The organism is Anoxybacillus eryuanensis (assembly GCF_051200995.1).
Classification (GTDB): Bacteria; Bacillota; Bacilli; order Bacillales; family Anoxybacillaceae; genus Anoxybacillus; species Anoxybacillus tengchongensis.
The window spans coordinates 357,985-384,710 of record NZ_JBPODS010000002.1 but is presented as its reverse complement, the minus strand read 5'-3'; the positions used below and the strand labels follow the sequence as shown (position 1 = coordinate 384,710).

The 26,726-nt window shown below is 41.7% G+C and carries 35 protein-coding genes, 1 pseudogene and 1 other annotated feature; of the genes and pseudogenes, 32 read left to right on the top strand and 4 right to left on the bottom strand.

Translation table 11 applies throughout. From position 1 onward, the window contains the following. Together HNQ84_RS04535 and proI are read right to left on the bottom strand one after the other, a co-directional pair. Positions 1-227 (bottom strand): annotated as a pseudogene (locus tag HNQ84_RS04535) (RNA-guided endonuclease InsQ/TnpB family protein); the annotation flags it as partial. Positions 228-611: 384 nt separating this feature from the next. Continuing rightward, positions 612-1,433, bottom strand: a complete 822-nt coding sequence (gene proI, locus HNQ84_RS04530) for a pyrroline-5-carboxylate reductase ProI (protein WP_435621305.1) — start codon at positions 1,431-1,433, stop codon at positions 612-614. A gap of 43 nt (positions 1,434-1,476) precedes the next feature. Continuing rightward, positions 1,477-1,689, bottom strand: a binding site (T-box leader). Positions 1,690-1,870: 181 nt separating this feature from the next. Between proI and HNQ84_RS04525 the strand changes: the two genes are divergently transcribed. From HNQ84_RS04525 to HNQ84_RS04515, 3 genes are read left to right on the top strand one after another with little or no spacing between them, the layout of a single operon-like run. Then, complete coding sequence (locus tag HNQ84_RS04525) at positions 1,871-2,815, top strand: MBL fold metallo-hydrolase (protein WP_435621304.1); 945 nt, start codon at positions 1,871-1,873, stop codon at positions 2,813-2,815. Then, a complete protein-coding gene (locus tag HNQ84_RS04520) occupies positions 2,815-3,600 on the top strand; it encodes an SDR family NAD(P)-dependent oxidoreductase (RefSeq protein ID WP_435621317.1) in 786 nt (261 codons plus the stop codon). Before HNQ84_RS04525 ends, HNQ84_RS04520 begins: the two co-directional genes overlap by 1 nt. Before the next feature lie 11 nt (positions 3,601-3,611). Beyond that, complete coding sequence (locus tag HNQ84_RS04515; RefSeq protein WP_435621303.1) at positions 3,612-3,929, top strand: iron-sulfur cluster biosynthesis family protein; 318 nt, start codon at positions 3,612-3,614, stop codon at positions 3,927-3,929. Positions 3,930-3,960: 31 nt separating this feature from the next. On the opposite strand, the gene HNQ84_RS04510 is transcribed toward HNQ84_RS04515, so the two are convergent. Further along, entirely contained in the window at positions 3,961-4,167 is a 207-nt protein-coding gene (locus HNQ84_RS04510; protein WP_032099974.1) for a CDGSH iron-sulfur domain-containing protein, read from the bottom strand. 154 nt (positions 4,168-4,321) lie between these two features. Between HNQ84_RS04510 and HNQ84_RS04505 the strand changes: the two genes are divergently transcribed. After that, positions 4,322-4,561 (top strand): YqkC family protein, encoded by a 240-nt coding sequence (locus HNQ84_RS04505; protein ID WP_041638171.1) that lies wholly within the window; start codon positions 4,322-4,324, stop codon positions 4,559-4,561. A gap of 192 nt (positions 4,562-4,753) precedes the next feature. Next, on the top strand, positions 4,754-4,954 hold the full coding sequence (locus HNQ84_RS04500; protein ID WP_006318172.1) for a DUF3886 domain-containing protein: 201 nt from the start codon (positions 4,754-4,756) through the stop codon (positions 4,952-4,954). An 18-nt stretch (positions 4,955-4,972) separates the two neighbouring features. Here the strand turns inward: HNQ84_RS04500 and HNQ84_RS04495 are convergent, their stop codons facing one another. Continuing rightward, entirely contained in the window at positions 4,973-5,887 is a 915-nt protein-coding gene (locus HNQ84_RS04495; protein ID WP_435621302.1) for an aldo/keto reductase, read from the bottom strand. Between the two features lie 98 nt (positions 5,888-5,985). Between HNQ84_RS04495 and HNQ84_RS04490 the strand changes: the two genes are divergently transcribed. The 27 genes from HNQ84_RS04490 (at position 5,986) to lysA (ending at position 26,717) form a co-directional block, all read left to right on the top strand. Continuing rightward, the gene (locus HNQ84_RS04490) at positions 5,986-6,540 is read left to right on the top strand and encodes an NUDIX hydrolase (protein WP_435621301.1); all 555 of its coding nucleotides are present in this window, start codon (positions 5,986-5,988) and stop codon (positions 6,538-6,540) included. Positions 6,541-6,609: 69 nt separating this feature from the next. Continuing rightward, the gene (gene spoIIM, locus HNQ84_RS04485; protein WP_435621300.1) at positions 6,610-7,254 is read left to right on the top strand and encodes a stage II sporulation protein M; all 645 of its coding nucleotides are present in this window, start codon (positions 6,610-6,612) and stop codon (positions 7,252-7,254) included. A 104-nt stretch (positions 7,255-7,358) separates the two neighbouring features. Next, a complete protein-coding gene (gene fur, locus HNQ84_RS04480) occupies positions 7,359-7,811 on the top strand; it encodes a ferric iron uptake transcriptional regulator (RefSeq protein WP_183246478.1) in 453 nt (150 codons plus the stop codon). Positions 7,812-7,906: 95 nt separating this feature from the next. After that, complete coding sequence (locus HNQ84_RS04475; RefSeq protein WP_032099968.1) at positions 7,907-8,119, top strand: YqzK family protein; 213 nt, start codon at positions 7,907-7,909, stop codon at positions 8,117-8,119. Positions 8,120-8,126: 7 nt separating this feature from the next. After that, positions 8,127-9,023, top strand: a complete 897-nt coding sequence (gene xerD / locus HNQ84_RS04470) for a site-specific tyrosine recombinase XerD (RefSeq protein ID WP_435621299.1) — start codon at positions 8,127-8,129, stop codon at positions 9,021-9,023. A 156-nt stretch (positions 9,024-9,179) separates the two neighbouring features. Further along, positions 9,180-10,361, top strand: coding sequence for a phosphopentomutase (deoB, locus tag HNQ84_RS04465; protein ID WP_435621298.1), 1,182 nt, complete (start codon positions 9,180-9,182; stop codon positions 10,359-10,361). A 16-nt stretch (positions 10,362-10,377) separates the two neighbouring features. Continuing rightward, positions 10,378-11,202: a purine-nucleoside phosphorylase gene (locus tag HNQ84_RS04460; protein ID WP_171335147.1), complete on the top strand. Its 825-nt coding sequence runs from the start codon at positions 10,378-10,380 to the stop codon at positions 11,200-11,202. Between the two features lie 18 nt (positions 11,203-11,220). Then, complete coding sequence (locus HNQ84_RS04455) at positions 11,221-12,522, top strand: pyrimidine-nucleoside phosphorylase (protein WP_435621297.1); 1,302 nt, start codon at positions 11,221-11,223, stop codon at positions 12,520-12,522. 93 nt (positions 12,523-12,615) lie between these two features. After that, entirely contained in the window at positions 12,616-13,257 is a 642-nt protein-coding gene (locus HNQ84_RS04450) for a copper amine oxidase N-terminal domain-containing protein (RefSeq protein WP_435621296.1), read from the top strand. Positions 13,258-13,273: 16 nt separating this feature from the next. After that, on the top strand, positions 13,274-13,567 hold the full coding sequence (locus HNQ84_RS04445; protein WP_435621295.1) for a hypothetical protein: 294 nt from the start codon (positions 13,274-13,276) through the stop codon (positions 13,565-13,567). Positions 13,568-13,569: 2 nt separating this feature from the next. Beyond that, positions 13,570-14,499 (top strand): FAD:protein FMN transferase, encoded by a 930-nt coding sequence (locus tag HNQ84_RS04440; RefSeq protein ID WP_435621294.1) that lies wholly within the window; start codon positions 13,570-13,572, stop codon positions 14,497-14,499. 3 nt (positions 14,500-14,502) lie between these two features. Next, entirely contained in the window at positions 14,503-15,042 is a 540-nt protein-coding gene (locus HNQ84_RS04435) for a ferric reductase-like transmembrane domain-containing protein (RefSeq protein WP_435621293.1), read from the top strand. A 6-nt stretch (positions 15,043-15,048) separates the two neighbouring features. After that, the gene (locus HNQ84_RS04430; RefSeq protein WP_435621292.1) at positions 15,049-15,729 is read left to right on the top strand and encodes a response regulator transcription factor; all 681 of its coding nucleotides are present in this window, start codon (positions 15,049-15,051) and stop codon (positions 15,727-15,729) included. Then, complete coding sequence (locus tag HNQ84_RS04425) at positions 15,722-17,023, top strand: sensor histidine kinase (protein ID WP_435621291.1); 1,302 nt, start codon at positions 15,722-15,724, stop codon at positions 17,021-17,023. The genes HNQ84_RS04430 and HNQ84_RS04425 overlap by 8 nt, the downstream gene beginning before the upstream one ends. Before the next feature lie 15 nt (positions 17,024-17,038). Continuing rightward, positions 17,039-17,584: a hypothetical protein gene (locus tag HNQ84_RS04420; RefSeq protein WP_435621290.1), complete on the top strand. Its 546-nt coding sequence runs from the start codon at positions 17,039-17,041 to the stop codon at positions 17,582-17,584. A 109-nt stretch (positions 17,585-17,693) separates the two neighbouring features. Then, positions 17,694-18,851, top strand: a complete 1,158-nt coding sequence (locus HNQ84_RS04415) for a D-alanyl-D-alanine carboxypeptidase family protein (protein ID WP_435621289.1) — start codon at positions 17,694-17,696, stop codon at positions 18,849-18,851. 100 nt (positions 18,852-18,951) lie between these two features. Continuing rightward, positions 18,952-19,302, top strand: coding sequence for an anti-sigma F factor antagonist (spoIIAA, locus tag HNQ84_RS04410; RefSeq protein WP_183246488.1), 351 nt, complete (start codon positions 18,952-18,954; stop codon positions 19,300-19,302). Then, positions 19,303-19,743 carry an anti-sigma F factor gene (gene spoIIAB / locus HNQ84_RS04405; protein WP_004889709.1) on the top strand — a complete coding sequence of 147 codons (441 nt, stop codon included), beginning with the start codon at positions 19,303-19,305 and terminating at the stop codon, positions 19,741-19,743. 13 nt (positions 19,744-19,756) lie between these two features. Further along, a complete protein-coding gene (gene sigF, locus HNQ84_RS04400) occupies positions 19,757-20,494 on the top strand; it encodes an RNA polymerase sporulation sigma factor SigF (protein ID WP_435621288.1) in 738 nt (245 codons plus the stop codon). A gap of 81 nt (positions 20,495-20,575) precedes the next feature. Beyond that, positions 20,576-21,196, top strand: coding sequence for a stage V sporulation protein AA (locus HNQ84_RS04395; protein WP_183246490.1), 621 nt, complete (start codon positions 20,576-20,578; stop codon positions 21,194-21,196). Next, on the top strand, positions 21,186-21,605 hold the full coding sequence (locus HNQ84_RS04390) for a stage V sporulation protein AB (RefSeq protein WP_435621287.1): 420 nt from the start codon (positions 21,186-21,188) through the stop codon (positions 21,603-21,605). Before HNQ84_RS04395 ends, HNQ84_RS04390 begins: the two co-directional genes overlap by 11 nt. An 11-nt stretch (positions 21,606-21,616) precedes the next feature. Beyond that, a complete protein-coding gene (locus HNQ84_RS04385) occupies positions 21,617-21,961 on the top strand; it encodes a SpoVA/SpoVAEb family sporulation membrane protein (protein WP_435621286.1) in 345 nt (114 codons plus the stop codon). Between the two features lie 11 nt (positions 21,962-21,972). Continuing rightward, on the top strand, positions 21,973-22,980 hold the full coding sequence (gene spoVAD / locus HNQ84_RS04380; RefSeq protein WP_435621285.1) for a stage V sporulation protein AD: 1,008 nt from the start codon (positions 21,973-21,975) through the stop codon (positions 22,978-22,980). 2 nt (positions 22,981-22,982) lie between these two features. Beyond that, a complete protein-coding gene (locus tag HNQ84_RS04375) occupies positions 22,983-23,303 on the top strand; it encodes a SpoVA/SpoVAEb family sporulation membrane protein (RefSeq protein WP_435621284.1) in 321 nt (106 codons plus the stop codon). Further along, positions 23,300-23,902 (top strand): stage V sporulation protein SpoVABEA, encoded by a 603-nt coding sequence (spoVAEA, locus tag HNQ84_RS04370; RefSeq protein WP_435621283.1) that lies wholly within the window; start codon positions 23,300-23,302, stop codon positions 23,900-23,902. The genes HNQ84_RS04375 and spoVAEA overlap by 4 nt, the downstream gene beginning before the upstream one ends. Beyond that, the gene (locus tag HNQ84_RS04365) at positions 23,859-25,328 is read left to right on the top strand and encodes a spore germination protein (protein WP_435621282.1); all 1,470 of its coding nucleotides are present in this window, start codon (positions 23,859-23,861) and stop codon (positions 25,326-25,328) included. The genes spoVAEA and HNQ84_RS04365 overlap by 44 nt, the downstream gene beginning before the upstream one ends. Positions 25,329-25,397: 69 nt before the next feature. After that, entirely contained in the window at positions 25,398-26,717 is a 1,320-nt protein-coding gene (gene lysA / locus HNQ84_RS04360) for a diaminopimelate decarboxylase (RefSeq protein ID WP_435621316.1), read from the top strand. Positions 26,718-26,726 lie beyond the last annotated feature (9 nt).

Sequence of the window (26,726 nt, the reverse complement as noted above, 5' to 3'; positions counted from 1 at the left end):
ATTTGTCTTTGCATGCGCCTAATTGACTTTTCCAGCTTTTTTACTTTCGGTGTTTGGTTGATGTTTGGAAACATCATGCCATTGCTGACGGTAGCGAACGACTTTACCCCTAAATCAATGCCGATGCCTTCGCTGTACGTGTCGTGTTTTACTTCCGCTTCCTCTACACCGACCGTTAAAAACCAATGTAGTCCGTCAAACACGATTCGTGGATTGACGTATGTCACATGTGTTCCATGCGGAATGCGACCTCTTTCTGTAAGGCGTATCCAATTGAATGTCTTCTTATTTTTCTTTTTGGAAGAGGTTAGTTTTTCTAGTTTCACATGCGTGTCGGTCACTTTGATTTTTGCGGTGTCTTGATAAAAACTTGGGCGTGTTCGTTTCTTCGTTTTAAATTTTGGAAACTTCGCCCGTCCTGCAAAAAAGTTTTTGTAGGCTTGACACGCATCTTCTTGGCTTTATTTGCTCTTTTGCCTTGTAATTTTTTATAAATTGTATATAGAGTTTTGTTGATTTTTACAAAAATATTTTAACAGTTACTAACCCCCCCATCGTATCTTTCATTACGAATGATACCACGTTCGTTTGGAAAAGAAAAACAATTTGCCTTATTGAACGGAAGAAAGAAGTGCCTCACCGAGCTCTTTCGAACGTTCGGTCGCTCGTTTAATGCAAGCAATCATCGCCTCTTGATAGCGGTAGCGCTCAAGCACGCCGATGCCTGCTTCTGTCGTTCCGCCTGGGCTTGTGACTTCTTTGCGCAAAACAGACGGATGTTTGTTTGTTGCTTTTAACATATGGGCAGCACCGATAATCGTCTGTAAAATAAGCTCTTTCGCAATATCGCGATCAAGCCCGATTTCATCGGCTGCTTTTTCCATCGCTTCAACTAAATAATAAACGTAAGCTGGTCCGCTACCTGATAATCCTGTCACTGCATGTAAATGCTTTTCATCAACAATTGTGACGATCCCGACCGTTTCAAATAGCTCTTTTGCCATGTGGATATGTTTATCCGTTGCATAGGCACCTTGTGCTAGCGCTGTGGCGGATTGTCCGATTGCTGCCGATGTATTTGGCATGGCGCGAATAACAGGGATTTTTTTCCCGATGAGCGATGTAATTGTATCCGTCGTCACTCCTGCAAGCAATGAAATAATAAGCTGTTGTTCGCAAAAAGCGTGCGCGATTGGCGTTAAGCTTTCTGCAACGTCTTTTGGTTTCATCGCTAAAATAACAATATCAGCTTCTTTGACCGCTTGTTCTTTATTTGTTTCGATTCGTACCCCGTATGTTTGTTGCATATACGTCAGTCGCTCCATTCGAGAGCGATTCGTTACAATCATTTGCTCTGGCTTATATAACGTTTGTGTAACCCCCGAAATAAGCGCTTCTGCCATCGACCCTGCACCGAGAAACGTCACTGTCATTTTTTCTCCTCCTCGTCTCCAAAATAAAAAGACCTTTCGTCCGATAAAGGACGGAAAGGTCTTTATTTCCGCGGTACCACCTTTGTTGGCACAAATGCGCCCACCTCTTATGCCGGTATCGTCGGCAAGACGGTTAGGTTTGCCTAACAGCTCATAGGGTAGGTTCCATGATAAAGAGGGTAATGAAACCTTTCAGCCGGTGGGTTTCACTCTCTTTTACCGTTTATCATGTACTGGCCCTATTCATCGCTTCGTACATATATGATTTGTTTGCAATTATGCACGAAAAACAAGCATGTTGTCAATACATTTTCAATATTTATTTTCTGAATTTTTTAATAAATAAATAAAAATAAATGACAAACAGAAAAAATAAGTGTAAACTGATAAACAGACGAAAAGGAAAATTATGATGATATAATGAAGGAGTCGAAAAAATGGAACAATTGCATCGCATTGTCGTCCCAACGCCATTTGCCGTTGGCGATGTGAATATGTATATTGTCAAAGGAGACCGTTTAACGCTCATTGATGCTGGGGTGAAAACGGAAGAAGCATGGCGTGCCTTCGTTCGTGAATTACGCGAACTCGGTTATGAACCGGAGGATATTGAGCAAGTCATCATTACACATCACCATCCAGATCACGTCGGTTTACTTGATTATTTACCACCGTCGCTTCCCGTTATCGGCCATCGCAAAGCTGCACCTTGGATTGCGAAAGATGCTGCTTTTTTTGCGTGGCATCAGCAATATTTTGAGCAATTTTTAATCGAGTGTGGCATCGGTGAAGAAGGCGTAGCGAAACTTGGGAACTTTCGGCGTTCTCTCCGCTTTTCGTGCGAGCGCTCGCTCACTCAAGAAGTGAAAGAAGGGGATATGATTGAAGGTTGGACGGTCATTGAAACGCCTGGCCATGCACAAAGTCATATTGTTTTATATCGGGAAGCGGACGGTGTGATGATCGGGGGGGATCATTTACTAGCAACGATTTCATCAAATCCGCTGTTAGAGCCACCTGCGATCGGAGAACAAGAGCGTCCGAAACCACTTTTGCAATATAACGATTCATTGGAAAAATTATTGAATTACGACATTACAACAATTGTTACAGGACACGGAGAAGATGTGACGGATGTCGCACCGCTTATCGCAAAGCGGCTTGAAAAACAAAAAGAGCGTGCCCAACACGTATGGCAATTGTTGAGCGAAAAACCGATGACGGCATTTGACGTATGCCGAGCGCTTTTTCCAACCGTATATGAACGGGAATTTTTATTGACGATGTCGGAAACGATTGGTCAGCTTGATTATTTAGAGGCAATCGGGGCAGTGAAAAAAGAAAAAGACGGTCAAATATATATATACGAAGTGGTGAGATGATGAAGCTGAAAGGGAAATACGTCGTTATTACAGGAGCATCGAGCGGCATTGGTGAACAAATTGCATACGAAGTAGCAAGGCGCGGTGGAACACCAGTGTTGCTCGCTCGTTCAAAAGAAAAGTTGGCGCAAATTGCGCAACATATTGAACAAACGTACGGCATCTCTTGCTTATATGAACAGTTAGATGTTAGTAACGAAAAAGAAGTAGACGCTGTATTCGATCGCTTGCTTGCGTCTGTCGATATCGATATTCTCGTTAATAATGCCGGGTTCGGTGTGTTTCGATATGTCGAGCGTATCGATCTCTCGGAAGCGAAACAAATGTTTAATGTCAATGTGCTCGGATTGATCGCGTGTACGAAAAGAGTATATACACATATGATGGAAAAACGATCCGGTCATATTATTAACATCGCATCACAAGCCGGAAAAATTGCCACACCGAAATCGAGCGTATATGCTGCCACAAAACATGCTGTTCTCGGATTTACAAATAGTTTACGGATGGAAGCATCGATGTATGGCATTTATGTGACGGCTGTCAATCCTGGACCGATTGAAACAAACTTTTTTACCGTTGCTGATACGTCTGGGGAATATGTGAAAAACGTAAAACGATGGATGCTTCGACCTGAATTTGTCGCACAGCGCATCGTTGATGTGATGCTTACTCCTACGCGTGAAGTGAATTTGCCGGTTTGGATGCACATTGGAAGTCGTATGTATCAACTATTCCCATCGCTTATCGAAAAAGTCGGAAAACAAGCGTTTTTAAAAAAGTAAGCGAGGTGAAAATGATGAACATTACATTAACAAAACGAGCGATTGAACAGCTTCAGCGTGTTCGCAGAAACAAGCATGTCAAGCTGATATATGACACAGATGATTGTGGATGTGCCGTGAATGGTGTGCCTACGTTACTGCTTGTCGATGAATTAGATGAGCATGATGTAGCGATTAAAACAAACGATCTGCCCATTTGGGTAGAGAAACATCGGCTCATTTTTTTCGATGAACAAATGACGATTGACGTTGTCGACGGGGCAGGATGTTTTCAATTAAAAAGCCCGAATCAAATATTGAATCCGCGCATGTCGCTTGTGGAGCGCTAACAAAGTAAAAAGCCCGGAATAAAAGCCGGGCTTATTCGTTTTTCGGCGCGCGAACGACCGATTCAAATTTTCCTTTATGAGCTGCATCACAAAACGGCATGCTTTGTGAGAGCCCGCAACGACAGAGGGAAAACGTTTCTTTTGTTTCAAACTTGTTTCCTTCCATATCAATTAATTCAACATCTCCGGTTACACGAAAAGAACCGTTATCCATTACTTTAATTTGCACTTTCGCCATATTGCCACCTCCTTATATACCTTATATCGTATATACTATCTTGTTTTCATAAAAGAAGCAACTTCCGCTACGTTTTGAAACGCTCTTTTCTTATTTTACGATATTGAGTTAAAATGATGGTGTATATGTAAATGACATAGAAAGAGTGATAGTTGTGAATGATCAAGTAAACCGTCTTCGAAAAATAGCAAAAGAAAAAACGTGGGTGTCGTTTTTGTACAATAACCATCCGTATAGCTTGCTTCATTGGTCTGTTGCAGGATTTTCAAATGATGAACGCGACGTTTGGTTACTGCAAGATGAAATGACATTTGAAACACAATCGTTCGTTCAGTTAGATGAAGCGCTTGCCTGGATTGAACAACATATGCCGCATATTACGGATATTTTGTAAGGAGGGCTAGATGCCCTCTTTCTATTGCGGAGAGTTTTGACGCTTTGTCGGATGAATCGCTTTTTCTAATTCCTCTTTAGCAATCACAGGACGAACGGTATCGGCTGTCGTTTTTCCTTTTTGGCTTTTATTTTTTGTCATGACAGTTCACTCCTTTACGTTTGTTCTTTATTAGTTTGGAGAAAGAAAGGGATGTTTATGCTAAAAGATCGATTAAATGAGCAACTGATCGAACAGTTAAAGCAAAAACAAAAGCAGCTGCAAGAAAAAGAACAAAAACGAAAAGAAGAAGAGGAAGCCAAACGAAAAGAAGAAGCTCGCAAACGCGAAAAAAACAAAACGTTTGCGGAGTGGTTAGAAGAAAGTGATTTAGATTGGCGAAAATTTAAATAACCGAGGTTCGAACCTCGGTTATCGATGAGCAGTAAAAATCGTTTGTTTTGTTAGTTTTTTCAATATAGCTATTTGTTCATCGCTTAACGTCACCGATTGGGCAGCGACGTTTTCGATGAGCTGTGTTAATCGACTTGCACCTGGAATGACTGTGGCAACCGCATCATGAGCTAAACAAAAGCGAAGGGCAATCGCCGTTAGCGTTTCATTTGGTGCAACGGCTTTTAGTTTTGGAATGAGTGTAACTAATTCAGCGAACGAATAATCGACATAGCCGTTTTGTTTCGTTTCATCGCTTGCTCGTTCAATGGGACGTTCAGTTAATAATCCTTTCGCAAGCGGTCCGCGCGCAATGACGCTAATGCGATGTTGCTTTAAAAGCGGAAACCATTCTTCAGCGCGGCGATCGAGCAAACTATACGGCATCATTACAGAAACGATGCGCGAGTGTTTGACGTATTCGCGAATGACATTTGGACGCATAGAGGAGATACCGTAATAACGAATAACGCCTTCTTGTTGCAACTCCTCAAACGCCTCAATTGTCTCATCGATCGGATCATCGATCGTTCCGCCGTGTAATTGATATACATCAATATAATCGGTTTGTAATCGTCGCAAGCTATGTTTCACAGCTTCTTTTATGTATGCTTTTGACGGATCCCATGTCCAACCGTCTCCTTGTTCTGTCCAACGATTGCCTACTTTCGTTGCAACGATGACATTGTGGTGTTTCCCTTTTAGCGCTTTTCCAACGATTTCTTCATTCAAGCCGCGATCATATAAATCGGCTGTATCGAAGTAGTTCACTCCTTTGTCTATCGCTTCATGAATGATGCGAATCGCATCACTTTCCGATGTACCGAGCGACATGCAACCAAACCCAATCTCGCTAACGTATAAGTTTGAATGTCCGAGCTTTCGTTTCTTCATGTGACCACCTCTTTTTCCTCATTATATCGAATAAGTTTCCCATTTGTCTTTGAGTATGTAGTACAATCAATATGAAACGATAGAATGGTGGTGAAAAAATGGATCATTTATATGAAAAAACGATCAGTAAGCAACGCATTTTTTCTGGAAAAGTGATTGACGTATATGTGGAAGATGTGTTGTTACCAAACGGAGAAACGAGCAAGCGTGAAATTGTCAAGCATCCTGGAGCGGTTGCGGTACTTGCGATCACAGAAGAAAATAAAATCGTGCTTGTTCGTCAATATCGGAAAGCGTTAGAGCGAGTGCTTGTTGAAATTCCAGCTGGAAAGCTTGAGAAAGGGGAAGCACCGCTTGAAACAGCGAAGCGTGAGCTAGAAGAAGAAACGGGATACGTATGCGGAAAAATGGAGCCGCTTCACTCTTTTTACACGTCCCCAGGATTTGCAGATGAATTAGTACATATATTTCTTGCGAAAGGACTAACGAAAAAAAGCGAAAAGCAAATGCTCGATGATGACGAGTTTGTGGATGTGCTTGAAGTGACGTTAGAAGAAGCACTAAACATGGTCGAAGAAAAGCAAATTTATGACGCAAAAACGATTTATGCTCTTTTATATTGGCAATTGCATGCGCAAAAGCGGTCTGTGTGACCGCTTTTTGTCATATTGCGCTCCTTTTCCCATACAATGTAGTAACAGAACGTGTAGGGGGATGGAGCGATGAGAAAGCGATCATGGATGACAGCATGGGGGCAACACGTGCAAGAGCATTACACGACATATGTATTTACCGTCGTTCTTTTTGTGATGGGCATTATTTTTGGTGCGATTGTCGTCAATAGCTTAAGCTTTAATCAAAAAGAAGACTTATATTATTATTTAACGAATTTTTTTGGACAAGTTTCTTCAGGAAATATCGCAAGCGCGCATGATGTATGGAAAGAAAGCTTTTTACAAAATTTAAAATACATTGGACTGATGTGGATTTTAGCCATGTCACTCGTTGGATTGCCGCTCATTTTAATTTTATTGTTTTTAAAAGGACTTGTTGTCGGTTTTACGGTCGGATTTTTAGTCAATCAAATGGGGTGGAACGGATTTTTATTAGCTTTCGTATCTGTCGTCCCGCAAAATATTATTCTCGTCCCGATTTTTATTATGATGGCGGCTGTATCCATTTCGTTTTCGTTAAAAATGATTCGGCATCAATTTGTGAAACGAACGCACGAACCGATTTTTCGAGCGATGCTTCGTTATACGTTTGTCATGTTGTCGTTTAGTATCGCTTTAGCACTAGCATCTTCACTTGAAGCATACGTATCCCCATTACTTATGAAAGAAGTTGTTGAATTAATAGAAAAATAATTATTATTTAATAATCATTTTATTTATCAGTTTATAATCATTTTATTTTGACACGTTCCTTTCTTTTGTTATAATGAGAATGAGTAACGAGGGAGGGAATAACAATGGAAGGTCGCCTTGAACGAATTAAAAAACAATTGCATGCAGCAAGTTATAAATTAACGCCGCAACGGGAAGCAACAGTACGTGTGTTGCTTGAACATGAAGAAGATCATTTAAGCGCGGAAGATGTGTACCTCCTCGTGAAAGAAAAAGCGCCTGAGATTGGGTTAGCTACAGTATATCGCACGTTGGAGTTATTAACAGAATTGAAAATTGTCGATAAAATTAACTTCGGGGATGGCGTTTCCCGCTACGATCTTCGCAAAGAAGGTGCGGCTCATTTTCATCATCATTTAGTGTGTATTGAATGTGGAGCGGTCGATGAAATTCAAGAAGATTTATTAGAAGATGTTGAAGCGATTGTAGAACGGGATTGGAATTTTAAAATTAAAGACCACCGTTTAACATTTCACGGCATTTGCCATCGTTGTCAAGATAAGCATGAGGAGCAGTAAAACCTTTTCGTCTATGAAAAGGTTTTTTATTTGTGTATAAAATGCGGTCAAATGGGCATATCCTCTTACTATATGACAGTTGACGGAGGTGTGCCATGAGAAGAATGTTGGACGTGTTAAAAGTGTTTCTACTGTTTACGGGATGTACGATTTTATTTTATTATAGTATTGTATGGATGAGCGAAGAATATAACTATTATCGTCGCTACGATGAGCCGATGGGATCAGCTGTGAAAGTATCGACGACGGAGCAACAAGAAGCATATTGGCTCGATCGACTATTGTTTTTCTATCAAAACGGGGAGTAGAGTGCGTGTGGAAGATCAAGTAAAAGATTTTATTCATTATTTAATTGTTGAGCGAAATTTAGCTCATAACACGATCGTATCGTATGAACGTGATTTGAAAAAATATGTTCAATATTTACAAAAAGTCGAACAACTGTGTAGTTGGAACGATGTCACCCGTTTTCATATTATGCAATTTTTAAAGTTTTTGAAAGAAAAAGGAAGCTCGGCGAAAACGATTGCCCGTCATCTAGCATCTGTTCGATCGTTTCATCAATTTTTATTGCGTGAAAAAGCCGTTGATCAAGATCCGACTGTTCATATCGAAACGCCGCAACTGCCAAGAACATTGCCAAACGTGTTGTCGATGGCAGAAGTCGAGGCATTATTAGAAGCGCCAAAGGAAAATACACCGTTTAGCATTCGCGATAAGGCGATGTTAGAATTGTTATATGCGACAGGTATTCGTGTAAGCGAGCTCATTCAATTAAACGTATCTGATGTTCATTTAACGATGGGATTCATTCGTTGTTACGGAAAGGGACGGAAAGAACGGATCGTGCCGATTGGAAAAATGGCGACTGACGCGTTAAAACGGTATATAGAGCAAGGTCGACCAGAGCTGTTACGAAGAAAAAAAGGAGCGACAGACGCTCTGTTTTTAAACCATCACGGTGAACGGTTAACAAGACAAGGATGCTGGAAAATTTTAAAACGGCTCGCTCAAGAAGCAAACATTCAAAAACAATTAACTCCTCATACGTTGCGCCATTCATTTGCGACGCATTTATTAGAAAACGGAGCAGATTTACGAGCCGTGCAAGAAATGCTCGGACATGCTGATATTTCGACGACGCAAATTTATACGCACGTAACGAAAACGCGATTAAAAGATGTGTACAAGCAGTTTCATCCTCGGGCATGACTGTGACGATGATTTGTCACAGTTTTTTTATTGCAATTCATTATGAAAACGTTTTATAATTTAGTTGTCAGACTTCTGACAAATATGAACGATGCGTGATTTTGTTTCATAGTGGGCATGCTATGAAGCGAATGAAACGATTGGGGAGGTAAAACGGTGAAGCCTACATATAAACGTGTATTTTTAATTGTGATGGACTCTGTTGGAATTGGCGAAGCGCCAGATGCTGAAAAATATAATGATAAAGGTGCGGATACACTTGGACATATTGCCGAACATCGCGGCGGCTTGAACATGCCGAACATGGCGAAGCTAGGGTTAAGCAATATTCGTGAAATTCAAGGCATTCCAAAAGCCGAAAAGCCGCTAGCATATTTTACGAAAATGCAAGAAGCGTCGGCTGGAAAAGATACGATGACAGGACATTGGGAGTTGATGGGCCTTCGCATTGATACGCCGTTTCAAGTATTTCCTGACGGATTTCCAAAAGAGCTGATTGATGAATTAGAAAAACGAACAGGAAGAAAAGTGATCGGGAATAAACCAGCAAGTGGAACAGCGATTATTGATGAGCTCGGCCCTGAACATATGGAAACAGGTGCGCTTATTGTATATACGTCAGCCGACTCAGTGTTACAAATCGCAGCGCATGAAGAAATCATCCCGTTAGAAGAATTGTATCGTATTTGTAAAATTGCGCGTGAATTGACGCTTGATGAAAAATATATGGTCGGTCGCGTCATTGCTCGTCCATTCATCGGGAAGCCAGGAACCTTCCAACGGACAGCGAATCGTCACGATTATGCGTTAAAACCGTTTGGTCGTACGGTAATGAATGAATTACAAGATGCAGGTTACGACGTGATCGCCATCGGTAAAATTGCTGACATTTACGATAACGAAGGTGTGACACAAACGTTGCGCACAAAATCAAATATGGACGGAATGGACAAATTAGTCGATACGTTACAAATGGACTTTACAGGGCTCAGCTTTGTGAATCTTGTTGATTTCGATGCATTATACGGTCATCGTCGCGATCCAAAAGGATATGGTGATGCGTTAGAAGAGTTTGATGCCCGTTTACCAGAAGTGTTTGAACGTTTAAAAGAAGACGATTTATTAATTATTACGGCAGACCATGGAAATGACCCGGTTCATCATGGAACCGACCATACGCGTGAATATGTTCCCCTTCTCGTTTATAGTCCGAGCATGAACGGAGGAAAACAACTGCCGTTGCGTGAAACGTTTGCAGACGTTGGAGCAACAATTGCCGAAAACTTCCGTGTAAATATGCCGAAATACGGAACGAGCTTTTTACATGAGTTGAAATAAGGAGCGTGACAACAAAATGAATCGAGCAGCAATTGAACAAGCGGCACAATTTTTAAAAGAAAAGTTTCCAACCCCGCCACAAATCGGTCTCATCCTCGGTTCCGGTTTAGGTGTGTTGGCAGATGAAATTGAACAAGCGATCAAAATTCCATACAGCGACATTCCGAATTTCCCTGTATCGACGGTCGAAGGACATGCAGGTCAGCTCGTATACGGTCAATTAGAAGGAGCGACAGTTGTCGTTATGCAAGGTCGTTTCCATTATTATGAAGGATACAGTTTCGATAAAGTGACGTTTCCTGTACGCGTGATGAAAGCGCTCGGTGTGGAACAGCTTATTGTCACAAATGCAGCAGGTGGTGTGAATGAATCGTTTGAACCGGGCGATTTAATGATTATTTCAGATCATATTAACAATATGGGCGGCAATCCGCTTATCGGTCCGAATGATGCTGCACTTGGTGTGCGCTTCCCAGACATGTCGGAAGCATATAGTAAACGACTTCGTCAACTCGCGAAAGATGTGGCGAATGAAATTGGATTGCGTGTGCGCGAAGGGGTATATGTCGCCAATACAGGTCCAGCATACGAAACACCAGCAGAAATCCGCATGATTCGCGTCATGGGTGGCGATGCGGTCGGCATGTCGACCGTACCAGAAGTCATTGTCGCTCGCCATGCGAACATGGAAGTATTAGGAATTTCTTGCATTTCTAATATGGCTGCAGGTATTTTAGATCAGCCACTGACACACGATGAAGTGATCGAAACGACAGAAAAAGTAAAAGCTGACTTTTTACGATTTGTAAAAGCAATCGTGCGCAACATGGCGAAAAAATAAACGAGAAGGTGAATGACGATGAGAATGGTCGATTTAATTGAGAAAAAACGTGACGGCCACGCATTAACGAAAGAAGAAATTCATTTTATCATTGAAGGTTATACAAAAGGTGACATTCCAGACTATCAAATGAGCGCATTAGCGATGGCGATTTTCTTTCGCGGTATGACCGAAGAAGAAACAGCAGAATTAACGATGGCGATGGTACATTCCGGGGATACGATCGACCTTTCACGAATCGAAGGAATTAAAGTCGATAAACATTCAACAGGTGGTGTAGGCGATACGACGACGCTCGTTTTAGGTCCACTTGTTGCATCTGTCGGCGTTCCGGTTGCGAAAATGTCTGGCCGTGGTCTTGGTCACACAGGCGGAACAATTGATAAACTAGAATCTGTGCCAGGATTTCACGTTGAAATTAGCAACGACGAATTTATTGAGCTTGTAAATAAAAATAAAATTGCGGTTGTCGGTCAGTCTGGCAACTTAACGCCAGCCGATAAAAAATTGTATGCGCTTCGCGATGTAACAGCAACGGTCAACAGCATTCCGTTAATCGCTTCATCGATTATGAGCAAAAAAATTGCCGCAGGGGCAGATGCGATCGTACTTGATGTAAAAACAGGTGCAGGTGCATTTATGAAAGATTTAAACGATGCGAAAGCATTAGCGAAAGCGATGGTTGATATCGGAAACCGCGTCGGACGTAAAACGATGGCGATTATTTCTGATATGAGTCAACCGCTTGGTTATGCAATTGGAAATGCGCTTGAAGTGAAAGAAGCGATCGATACGTTAAAAGGTGAAGGTCCAGAAGACTTACAAGAGCTTTGCTTAGTGCTTGGAAGTCACATGGTATATTTAGCTGAAAAAGCATCTTCGCTCGAAGAAGCTCGCCACATGTTAGAGAAAGCGATGAAAGACGGTTCAGCACTTCAAACATTTAAAACGTTTTTAGCTGCACAAGGTGGCGATGCGTCTGTTGTTGATGATCCGAGCAAATTGCCACAAGCGAAATATGTCATTGAACTTGAAGCAAAGGAAGATGGATACGTATCAGAAATTGTCGCGGATGCGGTCGGAACAGCAGCGATGTGGCTCGGTGCCGGACGTGCGACGAAAGAATCGACAATTGATTTAGCCGTCGGTTTAGTGCTTCGTAAAAAAGTTGGCGATGCGGTGAAAAAAGGGGAATCGCTCGTCACCATTTACAGCAACCGCGAACAAATTGATGATGTGAAACAAAAGCTATACGAAAACATTCGTATTTCGGCAACACCAGTTCAAGCGCCAACATTAATTTATGATAAAATTTCGTAACCTGAAGGATTCACTCCTTCAGGTTTTTTCATTTTCTTTTCATAATAAATGTCTAAAATAGACGTAAAACGGTGTAAATAAGGAGGTATAGCAATGAGAAAAGCAATCTTTTTTTTCGCCGTATGTATACTTATGTTTAGTGCATACAGTTTCACATCTTTCGTGTACGCTCATGACAATAAGTATAAAAAGAATGAGCAAGAGGAACACGAGTTGGAGGATGAATATGAAGAGTACGAAGACGATGAATACGAAAACCATCATTTTGAACGTGAAGATGATCGATATGAAGATGTCAAAAATGTGAAAAAGACGACGGTGAGAAAAGAGTATTGGTACAAATGGTCACGATCTCCGGAAATGCCAAATGAATATGAGAACATGCCGATAAACGATCGCCAGACGATGACAATCGCTATGGCAGCGAAAAATCCTATTCGTGTTGTAGCCGTTCCGATGAAAGGGCAAATATTCGTTCCACTTGAAGAAACGGCGAAATATATCGGCGCTTCTGTTACAGTTTATTCGCGCTCGCAAATTGCTGAAATGCAGCTTGGTGAGCATCACTTAATTGTTAAAAATGGAACGAGAGTCGCTTACGAAACGATGAAAAAAACGCCGATGCCTCTCCCTTTATTTTCGGAAGGTGGAAAGATGTACATTCCAATTAGCGTGTTAGCGAACGGTTTAGGATTGGAAGTGCGATGGATGGGGCAACAAATCGAAATATATTGATATGGGGGAATAAATTATGAATACGAACAAATGGGTAAAGTGGGTTACAGGAGTAGGAAGCGTTGCTGTTTTTACCGCTTGTCTCCAGCTTGTGAACGATGAAAAAATAAGTGAGTCGTTAAATGACACGTCTCAATTGCAACGTACGATTGCTGAAGAAGTAAATAAGCAGCGCGAAAAGCAGTTAATGGCTTTAGATTGGGAAGAAGGAAACTGGGATGTTCAATATTCGAACGAAGCGATCATAGTTACGCCAAAAGAAGGAAGACAATCTTTACCGCCAGCTGAAAATCGAACGAGGAGATCGTAAAGATGGAAAGAAAACAGTCGATAACTTTTCATGGCATGGGAACGACGATCAAAATTGAAGGAAGCTATTCGCGTCAAGCGGGCGACTGGAAAACGTCGATGCGAGAATGGTTTGCCACTTGCGAAACGATTTGCTCACGTTTTTTAACAGATAGTGAACTGACGAGATTAAATAAAGCGCAAGTAAACAGCGTGATTGTCATTCACCCTATTTTGTATGACGTCTTATATGTTGCGTTTCAATATGCGAAACGGACACAATTTCGTTTCAATCCGTTCATCGGGACGGTTTTAAAGGAAATGGGGTACGTTCAATCTTTTCACAAAAAAATGGTTGTGCATTCACACGAAAAGAAAGTACATCGTATGCCATCAAGTCGTTTGCTTTCTTTCTTTCCAGAGAGTAAAGCGGTGATGAAACATACGACGGATGAAATAGATCTCGGTGGGATCGGAAAAGGCTGGAGCGTCGATCAAGCGTATGGACAATTAAAACGTTTAGGGATCGATGATGGACTGATCGACGCAGGCGGCGATATGTTTATATGGGGAGAGTCGCAAAAAACGGTTGGTATCGCAAATCCATTTAGCGAAGATGGAGACATTGCCCATTTTATTATGTCAAACGGAGCTGTTGCAACATCAAACGTTTTGTATCGAAGCTGGCAAATGAATGGTCGAACCGTCCACCACATTATCGATGGACAAACGGGTCAAAATCCGCATAGTGATGTTGTGCAAGCGACCGCGTTTGCCCGCAATGTGACAGAAGCTGAAGTAATTTCTAAAGTGTTATGTATGCTGCCGGCAAATGAAGGTATTCGATGGTTGAGCATTCATTTTCCGACCGCCGCTTGCGTGATTGTTAAGAAAAATAAGCAAATGCTCATGTCCCCTTCAATCGTCAAACATGTCGATAAGATGGTGATGTAAACGATGACGATATTTTCTACTTGGGAATGGATTCGTGGGGCTGGGCTGGCGGCATATTTTCTCCTTTTTTTATCCGTTTGCTTCGGGTTTGTGCAACAAATGAATATCGTATCTAAACGAGTTCGCTTTATTATTCTTCTCGCTCATCAAACGTTCGGATGGTTCGCTTTTCTCATCGCTTTTTTTCACGGGTTGTTATTGCATTTTGATTCATACGAACCGTTTTCGTGGCGAGAAATTTTTATCCCGTTCATAGCTTCATATCGACCTTTCGCAACAAGTTTAGGGATCGTCTCTCTCTATTTTATGTTTCTCATTTTTGTGACGACTGACTTGATGAAAAAGGTAGGAAGGGCGGTATGGAAAGTCGTTCATTTACTTATTTTACCCGGCTTTCTTTTTGCCGCTATTCACGGTATACTCATTGGAACAGATACGAATGAACGATGGGTAACGATCATGTATACGGCGACATTATGTTGTTTTTTTATCATTCTTTCATTCCGTTTACTTCATGCAGTCAACAATCGTCATAGGGGGTAAAGAGGGATGTACATTTTGCTTGCAGAAGATGACGAACGACTCGGTAAATTAATCGTTCATATGTTGAAAAAAGAAAATTATGTAGTTGATTGGGTGACAAATGGAGAAGATGCGTATTTTTTTGCGAGACAAACTGCTTATGACCTCGTCATCCTTGATTGGATGATGCCGTACAAAAGTGGAATGGAAGTTTGTAAACAGTTGCGTAAAGATAGGTTTAACGGCGCGATTTTAATGTTGACGGCACGAGATAGTATTGAAGATAAAGTGACAGGGTTAGATGATGGAGCGGATGACTACGTTGTCAAGCCGTTTGAGTTCGCTGAACTTTTTGCTCGTATTCGTGCGCTATCGCGGCGAGCTGTTCAGCCTTTTCAAACGGAGGAGCTGTCGGTTGGGAATATGTCGCTTCTTTTGCATGAACACGCCATTCGAAAGGGCGATAAAAAAATTCCGTTGACCGCTCGAGAATTTCAGTTAATGGAGCTTTTCATGCGCCATCCGAATCAAATTTTGCGACGTGAAGTAATGATTGAACGGATTTGGGGATTCGACGCAGAAATTTCAAATAACAATATCGACTCATTTATTCGGTTGCTACGAAAAAAATTAGAAGATGACGGAACACTTATTCAAAATGTGCGAGGGGTAGGGTACAAATTTAGCTATGGGCGATCGAATGTTTAAGCAAATGCGGTTTCGTCTAACATTGTTATTTACAAGTTTAATGGTCTTTTTTCTTATTTCTTTCATAGCTATTAGCTATATCGTTGGCTCTGCGCTTATTATGACGAAGCAAGAACAACAAGTCGTTGCGTTGGCTGAAGAAGAATATAGAGAGCATCGCTCCGAACTTTTGTATTCACATAGTCGGTCATATGGCATGCGTACGAAAAGGAATACGATTGATTATCGCGCAGAAATTCCGATGTTTTATTATGTCGTTACGAAAGATGGGAAAATTATTAACGGTGATGAGTCTTTGCCCGAAATTCGCAACCAATTAATTCGCTTTATCGCCGATTGGATTCCAAAGGATGGAGAAGTTCGACGCGAAACGATTAACATGGACGATGGAACAACGATTTCGTTTCTTCTATCAGGAAAACCCGTTTTTCAAGACGGTGTACACGTCGGAACGATTTATACAGGGACGAATATTACGACGCAAATGGATATTATGAAAGTGCTAGTAATTGCATTAGGGATCATTTCTATTTTATTCATTGGGCTTTCGATTTGGCTCGGATATTACATGTCCGGAAAAGCGATGATTCCGATCGTAAATGCGTTTCAACGTCAAAAAGATTTTGTGACGAATGCTTCGCACGAGCTTAGAACGCCGTTAAGCATATTACAATCTTCGATCGAAGTGATCGAAGCGGAAGAGCGTGAAAAACTGAGCAATTTTTCGTTGCAAATATTTCATGACATGAAAGATGAGCTAAAAAGAATGACGAAACTCATTTACGATTTATTGTTGCTTGCTCGTTTTGATGCGAACACAATTTCTCTTACGAAAGAGAAATTTGCTTTAGCGCCAATAATCGACGAATGGATGAGAAAATGTCGAATGTTAACTGAAGAAAAAAATATTACGTGCGATGCAAATGTACGAGAACATGTCACGATTTATGGAGATAAAGAAAGAATTGCTCAACTATTGTTTATTTTGCTTGATAATGCGATAAAGTATAACGTTGAAAACGGAAAAATAACGATTACGGTTCGTGACGATAAAAGCAAAGTAGAAATCGAAGTGAGTGACACCGGAATAGGAATCCCGCCGGAACACCAGCCTTTTATTTTCGAACGTTTTTACCGCGTTGATCAATCGCGATCACGAAATCAGCAAGGAAATGGTATCGGACTTTCGATCGCCAAATGGATTGTCGATGCTCATCATGGCACGATTACTGTGGAAAGCAAAGTAGGAGAAGGAAGTCGGTTCGTTATCACACTTCCACAAATACACGCATAAAGCGGGGGAAAATGAATGAGAAGACGAGCAAGTTCGATCGTTTCAGTGTTGTTATTTTGTTTATCTCTTTATTTTGTAATGCATTCGTCGAATATCGTTTTCGCTGATGATGAAACGAAGTTTCATGAGCAATATGGCGAGAGCGAAGAAGAAGTTTTTGAAGAAGTAGGGGAGATGTTAGGGTGGGGGGCGATTATGATTGCTTCGTTTTCTGGAATACTTTTTCCATTTAGACGTCAAGCGAGTCATTTGTCAAAAATGTTTCCAAAAGGTAAATCGCTCGTCACCTTTACGTTAAGGATGTTAGGGAAGTGGCATGTACGAGCTGGCATCGTTGCCTTCCTTCTTATGCTCTCCCACGGTGGGCTAATGTATATATCCGAAGAAGAGTTAGGGATAAGGGAATATGTCGGCGGGATTGCAACGATGCTAATAGCGATGGCGACGCTCGTTGGTTTTATTCTCTTAAAGCAAAGAAGAAATAACGTTGTTCGGGTTGCACATATTAGTTTACTATCGATTGCCGGAATATTGACTGCCGTTCATATTTTACTTTCGTGAATGCACAAGTCGGACGTCCTATATACAAGAGGATGATCCGACTTTTTTAATGTATATAAAAAATAAAAAATGGAAAAGATGGCAAGTATAAAGAAATGGAGGGTTGGAGATGAAGCGATTTTTTTATGTGCTTGCCATCGCGTTATTATTTATTCCGATCGTATCCGTGCATGCGGAACAACCGAAAGTTGAATTAGCGACTGAAGCGCGATCTGCTATTTTAATTGAACGCGATACAGGGGCTATTTTGTATGAAAAAAATGCCTATGAGCCGCTTCCACCTGCGAGCATGACAAAAATTATGACGATGCTTCTCGTTATGGAAGCAATTGATCAAGGAAAGTTGAAGTTAGATGAACGGGTACGTGCGAGTGAATATGCTGCATCGATGGGCGGTTCGCAAATTTTTCTTGAACCAGGAGAAGAAATGACGGTTGACGATTTACTAAAAGGTGTGGCGATCGGATCAGGCAATGATGCATCGGTGGCATTAGCAGAACGAATTGCAGGATCAGAGGAAGCGTTTGTTCATATGATGAACGAAAAAGCAAGGGAACTTGGTTTAAAGCATACTGCATTCGAAAATACGACAGGTTTACCAGCGAAAAATCATTATAGTACAGCATATGATATGGCGATGATGGCAAAAGAGTTATTGAAATATGATTTAATTACAAAATACACAGGTACGTATGAAGATTATTTACGAGAGCATACAGATAAAAAATTTTGGCTCGTCAATACAAATCGACTTGTGAAATTTTATCCAGGTGTTGATGGTTTAAAAACGGGTTACACGAGCGAAGCAAAATATTGTTTAACAGCGACGGCGAAAAAAGGGAATATGCGCGTTATTGCTGTTGTGTTTGGAGCGCCGACGCCAAAGGCGCGAAATGCACAAATTACGAAAATGTTAGATTATGCATTTAGTCATTACGAAACGAAGCCGCTTTATAAAAAAGGCGAGACGATTGCGCTGCTCCCTGTCAGCAAAGGAAAGAAAAAGGCAGTCGCCGCCGTGACATCTGAACCGATTTCTGTCCTATTGAAAAAAGGAGAAAAATCTGAATCAGTACAAACGAAATGGAAGTTAAATGAGAAAGTGAAAGCCCCTGTGAAAAAAGGGGAGGTGCTCGGCACGCTCGTTATAAAAAAAGATGGAGCGGTTATCGCTAAAAGTTCTTTAGTGGCGAAAGAGCCAGTAGAAGAAGCAAATATGTGGGAATTGTTTAAACGAATGTTTCGCTCCTTCTCACGCACATCTTGACGAAATGAGACGAATGACGACTAGTTTTGTCAATAAGAAGGATTGACGCATAAACAAATCGAATTCTTCCTTAACCTAAACGGATAAGGAGGAAACGATAGTGAGTTTATCGATTCAGTTGGAAGTGAAACAACACGTATTGCTTGTTCGATTAGCTGGCGAACTAGACCATCATACAGCCGAACAGTTGCGCGCAGCTATCACGGATGTATTAGAACGAGAGCGAATTCAAGCGATCGTTTTAAACTTGAATGAGTTAACGTTCATGGATAGCTCAGGGTTAGGTGTTATTTTAGGAAGATATAAACAAATACAACGTATGGGTGGAGAAATGATCGTCTGTTCCGTTTCTCCATCCATTAAACGCTTATTTGATATGTCAGGATTGTTTAAAATTATTCGTTTAGAAGTAAATGAACAATTTGCATTACAAACGTTGGGGGTGGCGTGAATGAGAAATGAAATGCACCTTCAATTTTCCGCCCTCAGCCAAAATGAATCATTTGCGCGTGTGACAGTTGCAGCGTTTGTTGCGCAACTCGATCCGACGCTTGACGAGTTAACGGAAATTAAAACTGTTGTATCTGAAGCGGTGACAAATGCGATTATTCATGGCTACGAAAATGATCCAAGTGGCGTTGTATATATTTCTGTGATTATTGAAGGACATACCGTCCATTTAACGATTCGCGATCATGGAAAAGGAATTGAAAATGTTGAAGAAGCGCGGCAACCGTTATTTACGACGAAGCCAGAGCTCGAACGTTCCGGCATGGGATTTACGATCATGGAAAACTTTATGGATGAAGTGAACATTTATTCTAAAGTGAATGAAGGAACGACTGTGGAGTTGATTAAGCATTTAACGAAAAGTAAAGCGCTATGTAATTAAGGGAGACGTGCCTATGGATGTCGAGGTACAAGCTGTCAAAGACCATGAAATCAAAGAGTTGATTCGGAGGAGTCAGCAAGGCGATCAGCAGGCGCGCGATGAGATTATCGAAAAAAATATGCGGCTTGTCTGGTCGGTTGTGCAGCGGTTTTTAAACCGCGGATACGAGCCTGAAGATTTGTTTCAAATCGGTTGTATCGGTTTAATGAAGTCGGTCGATAAGTTTGATTTATCTTACGATGTCAAGTTTTCAACGTATGCGGTACCGATGATTCTTGGGGAAATTCAACGATTCATTCGTGATGATGGGGCTGTCAAAGTGAGTCGTTCATTAAAAGAAATTGGCAATAAAATTAGAAAAGCAAAGGACGAATTATCGAAACAAAACGGTCGCGTTCCAACGGTGAATGAAATCGCACAGTTTTTACAAATTTCACCCGAGGATGTTGTACTAGCCCAAGAAGCGGTCCGTTCACCGACGTCTATTCATGAAACGGTATATGAAAACGATGGCGATCCGATTACGCTGCTCGATCAAATTGCAGATGAGCAAGACGTTTGGTTTGACAAAATTGCGTTAAAAAAGGCGATGGAAGAGTTAGATGAACGGGAACGGCTCATCGTTTACTTGCGCTATTATAAAGACCAAACCCAATCAGAAGTGGCAGCTAGATTAGGCATCTCTCAAGTGCAAGTGTCTCGTTTAGAGAAAAAAATATTGCAACAAATGAAAGCTCGAATGGATGAATAAGTCCGTTCGGGCTTTTCTTATGCATATAGGGAACGTTCATATGTCATACTACGAATACAATGATGGAAGCAAGGTGTGGGTATGAAAGAAACGATTTTTTTGAAAATGCGTCATCGTGTCCAAGTACAACCGAACGCAACGATTCGGGTAGGAGATGTAGCACAAGTCGTCGCAAACAAACGAATCGACGATATTGTACAAACTCCCATTTATACAGTACAAAAGAAAGATCGTAACATTGTCATTATTGATGTGATGCATGTGATGAAAGTATTAATGGCCGTTGCACCTCATGATGACATTCAGTCGCTCGGACCGTCGCAAACGATCGTTGAAGTCGTTTATGAAAAAAAACGATGGGGGTATTTGTACGTCCCGATCGTTTGGCTTCTTTTGTTTGTCGGATCGGGGCTTGCGATTATGAACTTTCATGAAGATGTAAGCATGCAACAAGTGCAACAACGGTTATATCGGGTCATTACAGGAAAGGACGTAGAAAAACCATTATGGTTTCAAATTCCGTATTCACTTGGGCTTGGTATCGGTATGATTTTATTTTTTAACCATTTTTTTAAAAAGCGAATTAATGAAGAGCCGAGCCCGCTTGAAGTCGAAATGTTTCAATATCAGCAGTCGCTCGATCAATACGTCATTATGCATGAAAATAAAGAAGCGATGAGGCGAATGGATGATGATTCGTGAATTCGTTGTAGCGTTTGTCGGATTGGCAGGAGGATTAGCTGTCGGCTCTGGTTTTGTCGCATTTTTAACTGTGCTTGGCGTCATCCCGCGCTTAACACAACTAACTAAAACGATGAAATGGATTGCAACGTACGAATGGGGCGTTGTACTTGGGGCGGTCGTAAGCAGCTGGATGAGCTTGCGCGATCCTCTTTTTTCTTTTTCTCCTATTTTGGCAGGCGCTATTGGGCTGTTTAGCGGTGTATTTGTCGGCATGCTTGCAGCTGCATTAACGGAAGTATTAAATGTTTTCCCGATTTTAGCTAAACGGCTCGGCATTGACGAACAAATTGTCGTTTTACTCATGGCCATGGTATTTGGTAAAGTAGCAGGCTCTCTTTTTCATTGGATATATTTCGTGAATCGATAAGGGGGAAGCAGATGGGAAAAGCATTTTTGTTCGGAGGATTCATTGCAGTCGTTGGACAGGCGCTTCATGATATGTACAGTATATGGTTTCAGATGAATGAAGAGGAGGCGATTCGTTGGATGAATGGGACGCTCATCGTATGTGCTGCGATATTTACACCGAATCGATTGTATCGCCGATTGACGCAATTTGCAGGAGCGGGAATGATCGTGCCGATGATGAGTTTAGCAAACATATGGAGTGCTAGTGCCCTTGAACATCGCAATGAAGGAGCAACAGAGCATATGCTTTCTGTTGGAGGAAGCATCATTGTCACGTTAATTGTAGCATCATATGTTGCAGCATTGTTTTTATGAGGGGGACTTAGATGAAAAGAGTAGGGGCACAAACGATTGTGTTTGATAAAAACATTTATATTGAATCAGTTGGCACTGTCGTGGGGCCAAAGGAGCGCGAAGGTCCGCTTGGTTCATCATTTGATCGCGCATACGACGATTTATATTGTGGTGAACAAAGTTGGGAGCTAGCTGAACGTCGCCTTATGAAAGAAGCGATTACAGTTTGTTTAATGAAAGGAAACGTACAAACACAAAATGTTGATTTATTTATCGCAGGGGATTTACTTAATCAAACGGTCACTGCAAATTATGTTGCAGGTGAATTAGACCTTCCCTTTTTAGGCGTATTTAGTGCTTGTTCAACGATTACGGAAGCGATGCTCGTAGCTAGCACGTTTATTGACGGTGAATTTGCCCGTCGTGTATTAGTTGCCACAAGCAGTCACTACGGTGCAGCTGAGCGGCAGTTTCGTTTTCCGACGACAATCGGTGTTCAAAAAGGGGAAAGTGCATCGTGGACTGTGACAGGGGGAGCGGCAGCACTATTAGGTACGACACGTTCCCCTTTTCGCATTCGCGCCGCAACGATCGGACGGGTCATTGATAGCGGGGTGACCGATCCACTCGATATGGGACGAGCGATGGCACCGGCAGCGTTTGCAACGATTAGACAACATTTGATAGACTGTGGACTTTCGCCTGAAGCGTATGATGTTATTGTCACGGGAGATTTAGGGAAAGTTGGAAGTAGTGAATTGAAGTCGCTATGCCATGATACGGGCATGAACTTAAGTGAGCGATATGATGATTGTGGTGTGCTCATTTACGACGCGGAACAAAAAGCATTTGCAGGCGGAAGTGGGTGTGCATGTTGCGCCGTTGTGGCGTATAGTTATTTTCTTGAGAAAATGAGAGAGAAAAAAATAAAGACGATGCTCGTTGTGGCGACAGGAGCATTATTTAATAGTACGATGGTGAAACAAAATCAAAGCATTCCAGCGATCGCTCATGCGATTGCGATTGAAGCGGTGACGTAAAGATGGAAACGTACGTATACGCATTTCTCGTTGGCGGTATGTTATCACTTATTGGGCAATTATTGCTTATAAAATGGTCGTTTATTCGCATGATGACGATATTGTTGTTCATCGGTATGGCGATCGAAGCAATGAGTTTATATGATCTTATGCAGTTATTTGCGCATGCTGGGATCGAGATGACGCTTGTTCATGTTGGTGCTTCTTGTATACAAGCGGTAAAAACGGGGGACTTTACAAATGTCATCTTTTTCATTTCATTTCCGATTTTTGTCGCATGGATGACCGCTATCGTTTGTAGACCGAGAGGAAGGATCGAATGAAAAAAAGGAAAGTCATTTTAGTGACAGATGGTGATCAACATGTACAACGTGCGCTTGAGAAGCTGGCAAAGCAGCTTGGTGCTCGTTGTATTAGCCAATCGCAAGGCAATCCATCGCGGTTAACAGGGAAACAGCTTGTTGACCTTATTTTACAGACGCCATATGACCCTGTTTTTGTCATGTTTGATGATAGTGGCGTTATTGGTGAAGGAGCTGGTGAGCAAGCGCTCCGTTATGTTGCGACACATGAACAAATTGATGTGCTCGGAGCGGTTGCTGTTGCGTCTGACACGAATAATCAAGAATGGACAAAAGTCGATGTTTGTGTCGATTATGATGGGAATTTGACAACATACGGTGTCGATAAAGAAGGCATTCCAGAATGGGAGTTTGGCCGAGTGAATGGAGATACGGTATATTGTTTAGATCAATTATCAATTCCGATCGTCGTCGGAGTTGGGGATATCGGAAAGATGAGACGTCGGGATGACATTCGTAGCGGTTGTCGCATTACTCGCAAAGCGATTGAATATATTCTCGAAAGGAGCAAACATGATGAAAATAGAAAGTTACACACCGATTTCTCCGAAGTTGAATGAAAACGAACAGTTTTTCAAAGACGCAATCGGGGTCGGAACGAGCTTCGATTTAGGTGTGCGTAAGCTACACATTTTAAAAACAGATGTCCACTTATATTATTGTAACGGACTTTGTGATACGCAATATATTATTGAGCTGCTTGAAATGCTCGTTCAAGTAAACGATCGTGAGCGCCAACCAGCTAAGTTACTTGAAATTATCGAAAATCGTCTCGTTCACCAACAAGTGAATCCTGTAAAAAGTTTAGATGAAGCGGTTGACTTTTTGTTAACCGGTCTCATTTTATTGTTTATTGATGGAGAGACGAAAGCGTTTGCTGTCGATGTGCGCAGTTATCCAGGTCGCTCGCCTGAGGAACCAGATACAGAAAAAGTGGTGCGTGGGGCGCGCGATGGGTATGTTGAAAATATTGTCGTTAACACGGCACTCACGCGTCGACGCATTCGCGATGAACGGCTTCGCTTTGAAATGATGCAAGTAGGTGAGCGGTCAAAAACGGACATTTGTATCGCATATATTCAAGACGTGGCCGATCCGGGGCTTGTTGAACTCATTAAGAAGGAATTAAACGAAATTCAAATTGATGGGTTAACGATGGCAGATAAAACGATTGAAGAATTTTTAGTGAAACAAGGATACAACCCATACCCGCTCGTTCGTTATACAGAGAGACCTGACGTCGCGGCCACTCATTTGTTAGAAGGGCATGTCATTATTATGGTTGATACGTCGCCAAGCGTCATTATTACACCAACGACGTATTTCCATCACGTTCAACATGCAGAAGAATATCGGCAATCGCCAGCTGTGGGGACGTTTGTGCGTTGGGTAAGATTTTTAGGTATTTTTGCTTCACTTTTTTTACTTCCTCTTTGGTTTTTATTTGTTCTTGACCCATCGTTATTACCTGAGAAATTAGCATATATTGGTCCAAATGAAAAAACAAACATCCCGATTTTTGTGCAACTTCTCATTGCTGATATTGGTATTGAGTTTTTACGTATGGCTGCAATCCATACTCCAACACCTCTCTCCACAGCAATGGGCTTAATTGCAGCAGCGTTAATTGGACAAATCGCGATTGATGTTGGGCTGTTTGTACCGGAGGTGATTTTATACGTATCTGTCGCAGCGATCGGTTCTTTTGCGACACCGAGCTATGAATTAAGCATTGCAAATAAAATTTTTCGCCTTTTATTTTTAGTTGTTATTGCTTTGTTCGGTGTTCCTGGGTTTATGATTGGCGTTACGGTGTTTTTACTTTTCCTTGCAAACATTCGCTCGTTAAATACTCCATATTTATGGCCGTTTATCCCATTTGATCCGGGGGCGTTTATGCAAATTATTGTGCGACGATCTGTGGCTGGTTCATCGATTCGACCGAGCATTGTGCATCCACAAAATAAGCAAAAGCAGCCAACATAAAAAGGTTGAAACGTACCAAAATTTATGGTACGTTTTCTTTAATTATTTCGGAATCATCAGGGGGAATGTATAATTATGCACGGAACGATGCGAATTAATGAACGGGGTCATTTAGAAATTGGTGGTGTCGATACGATTGAACTTGCTCGCACATATGGAACACCGCTTTATATTTACGATGTTGCCCTTATTCGAGAACGCGCGCGAGCATTTAAACGAATGTTTGATCAACACGGTGTGCGCGCGCAAGTCGCTTATGCAAGTAAAGCATTTTCGACAATAGCGATCGTGCAATTAATGGAACAAGAAGGTTTGTCGCTTGATGTTGTTTCTGGTGGCGAGTTATATACGGCGTTAGCTGCTAAATTTCCTGTAGAACGCATCCATTTTCACGGAAATAATAAAAGTGAAGAAGAGTTACAAATGGCGATCGAAGCGAAAATTGGTTGTATCGTCGTCGATAATTTTTATGAGTTAGAGATGCTACAACAGCTTTGTCATACTCATAAATATACGATGCCGATTTTATTACGTGTCACACCTGGAATTGAAGCTCATACACATGACTATATTTTAACAGGTCAAGAAGACTCAAAGTTCGGATTTGATTTGCATAACGGACAAGCGGATGAAGCGTTGCAACGTGCTCTGGCTTCCCCACATGTTCATGTACTCGGCATTCATTGTCACATTGGCTCGCAAATTTTTGATGCGACGGGTTTTGTGCTTGCGACAAAGAAATTATTTGAAAAACTTGCTGTATGGCGTGATACGTATCATTTTACTGCGCAAGTTGTCAATCTTGGTGGCGGTTTTGGCATTCGATATACGAAAGAAGATGACCCGCTCGCACCTGAACAATACGTGGAACAAATTATTGAAGAAGTGAAAAGAAATGTGACATCGTTTCATCTGCCATTCCCGGAAATTTGGATTGAGCCGGGTCGTTCGCTTGTCGGGGATGCTGGAACAACCATTTATACGGTCGGTTCCCGTAAAGAAGTGCCAAACGTTCGCCAATACGTTGCGGTAGATGGGGGAATGAGCGACAACATTCGGCCTGCGCTATATGAAGCGAAATATGAAGCGGTGCTAGCAAATCGGATGCATGACCGTTGTGAAGAAGTGGTAGCGATTGCGGGGAAATGTTGTGAGTCAGGTGATATGCTCATTTGGGATTTACCGCTTCCGCAGGCCCAACCAGGCGACCATTTAGCTGTTTTTTGTACCGGTGCTTACGGCTATGCAATGGCAAATAACTACAACCGCATTCCGCGTCCAGCCGTCGTATTTGTTGAAGATGGCGAGGCAACGGTTGTTGTAAAGCGTGAAACGTATGAAGATTTAATTCGCCTTGATTTGCCATTAAGAACGAAAGTGAAAAAATAACCGAGGCGA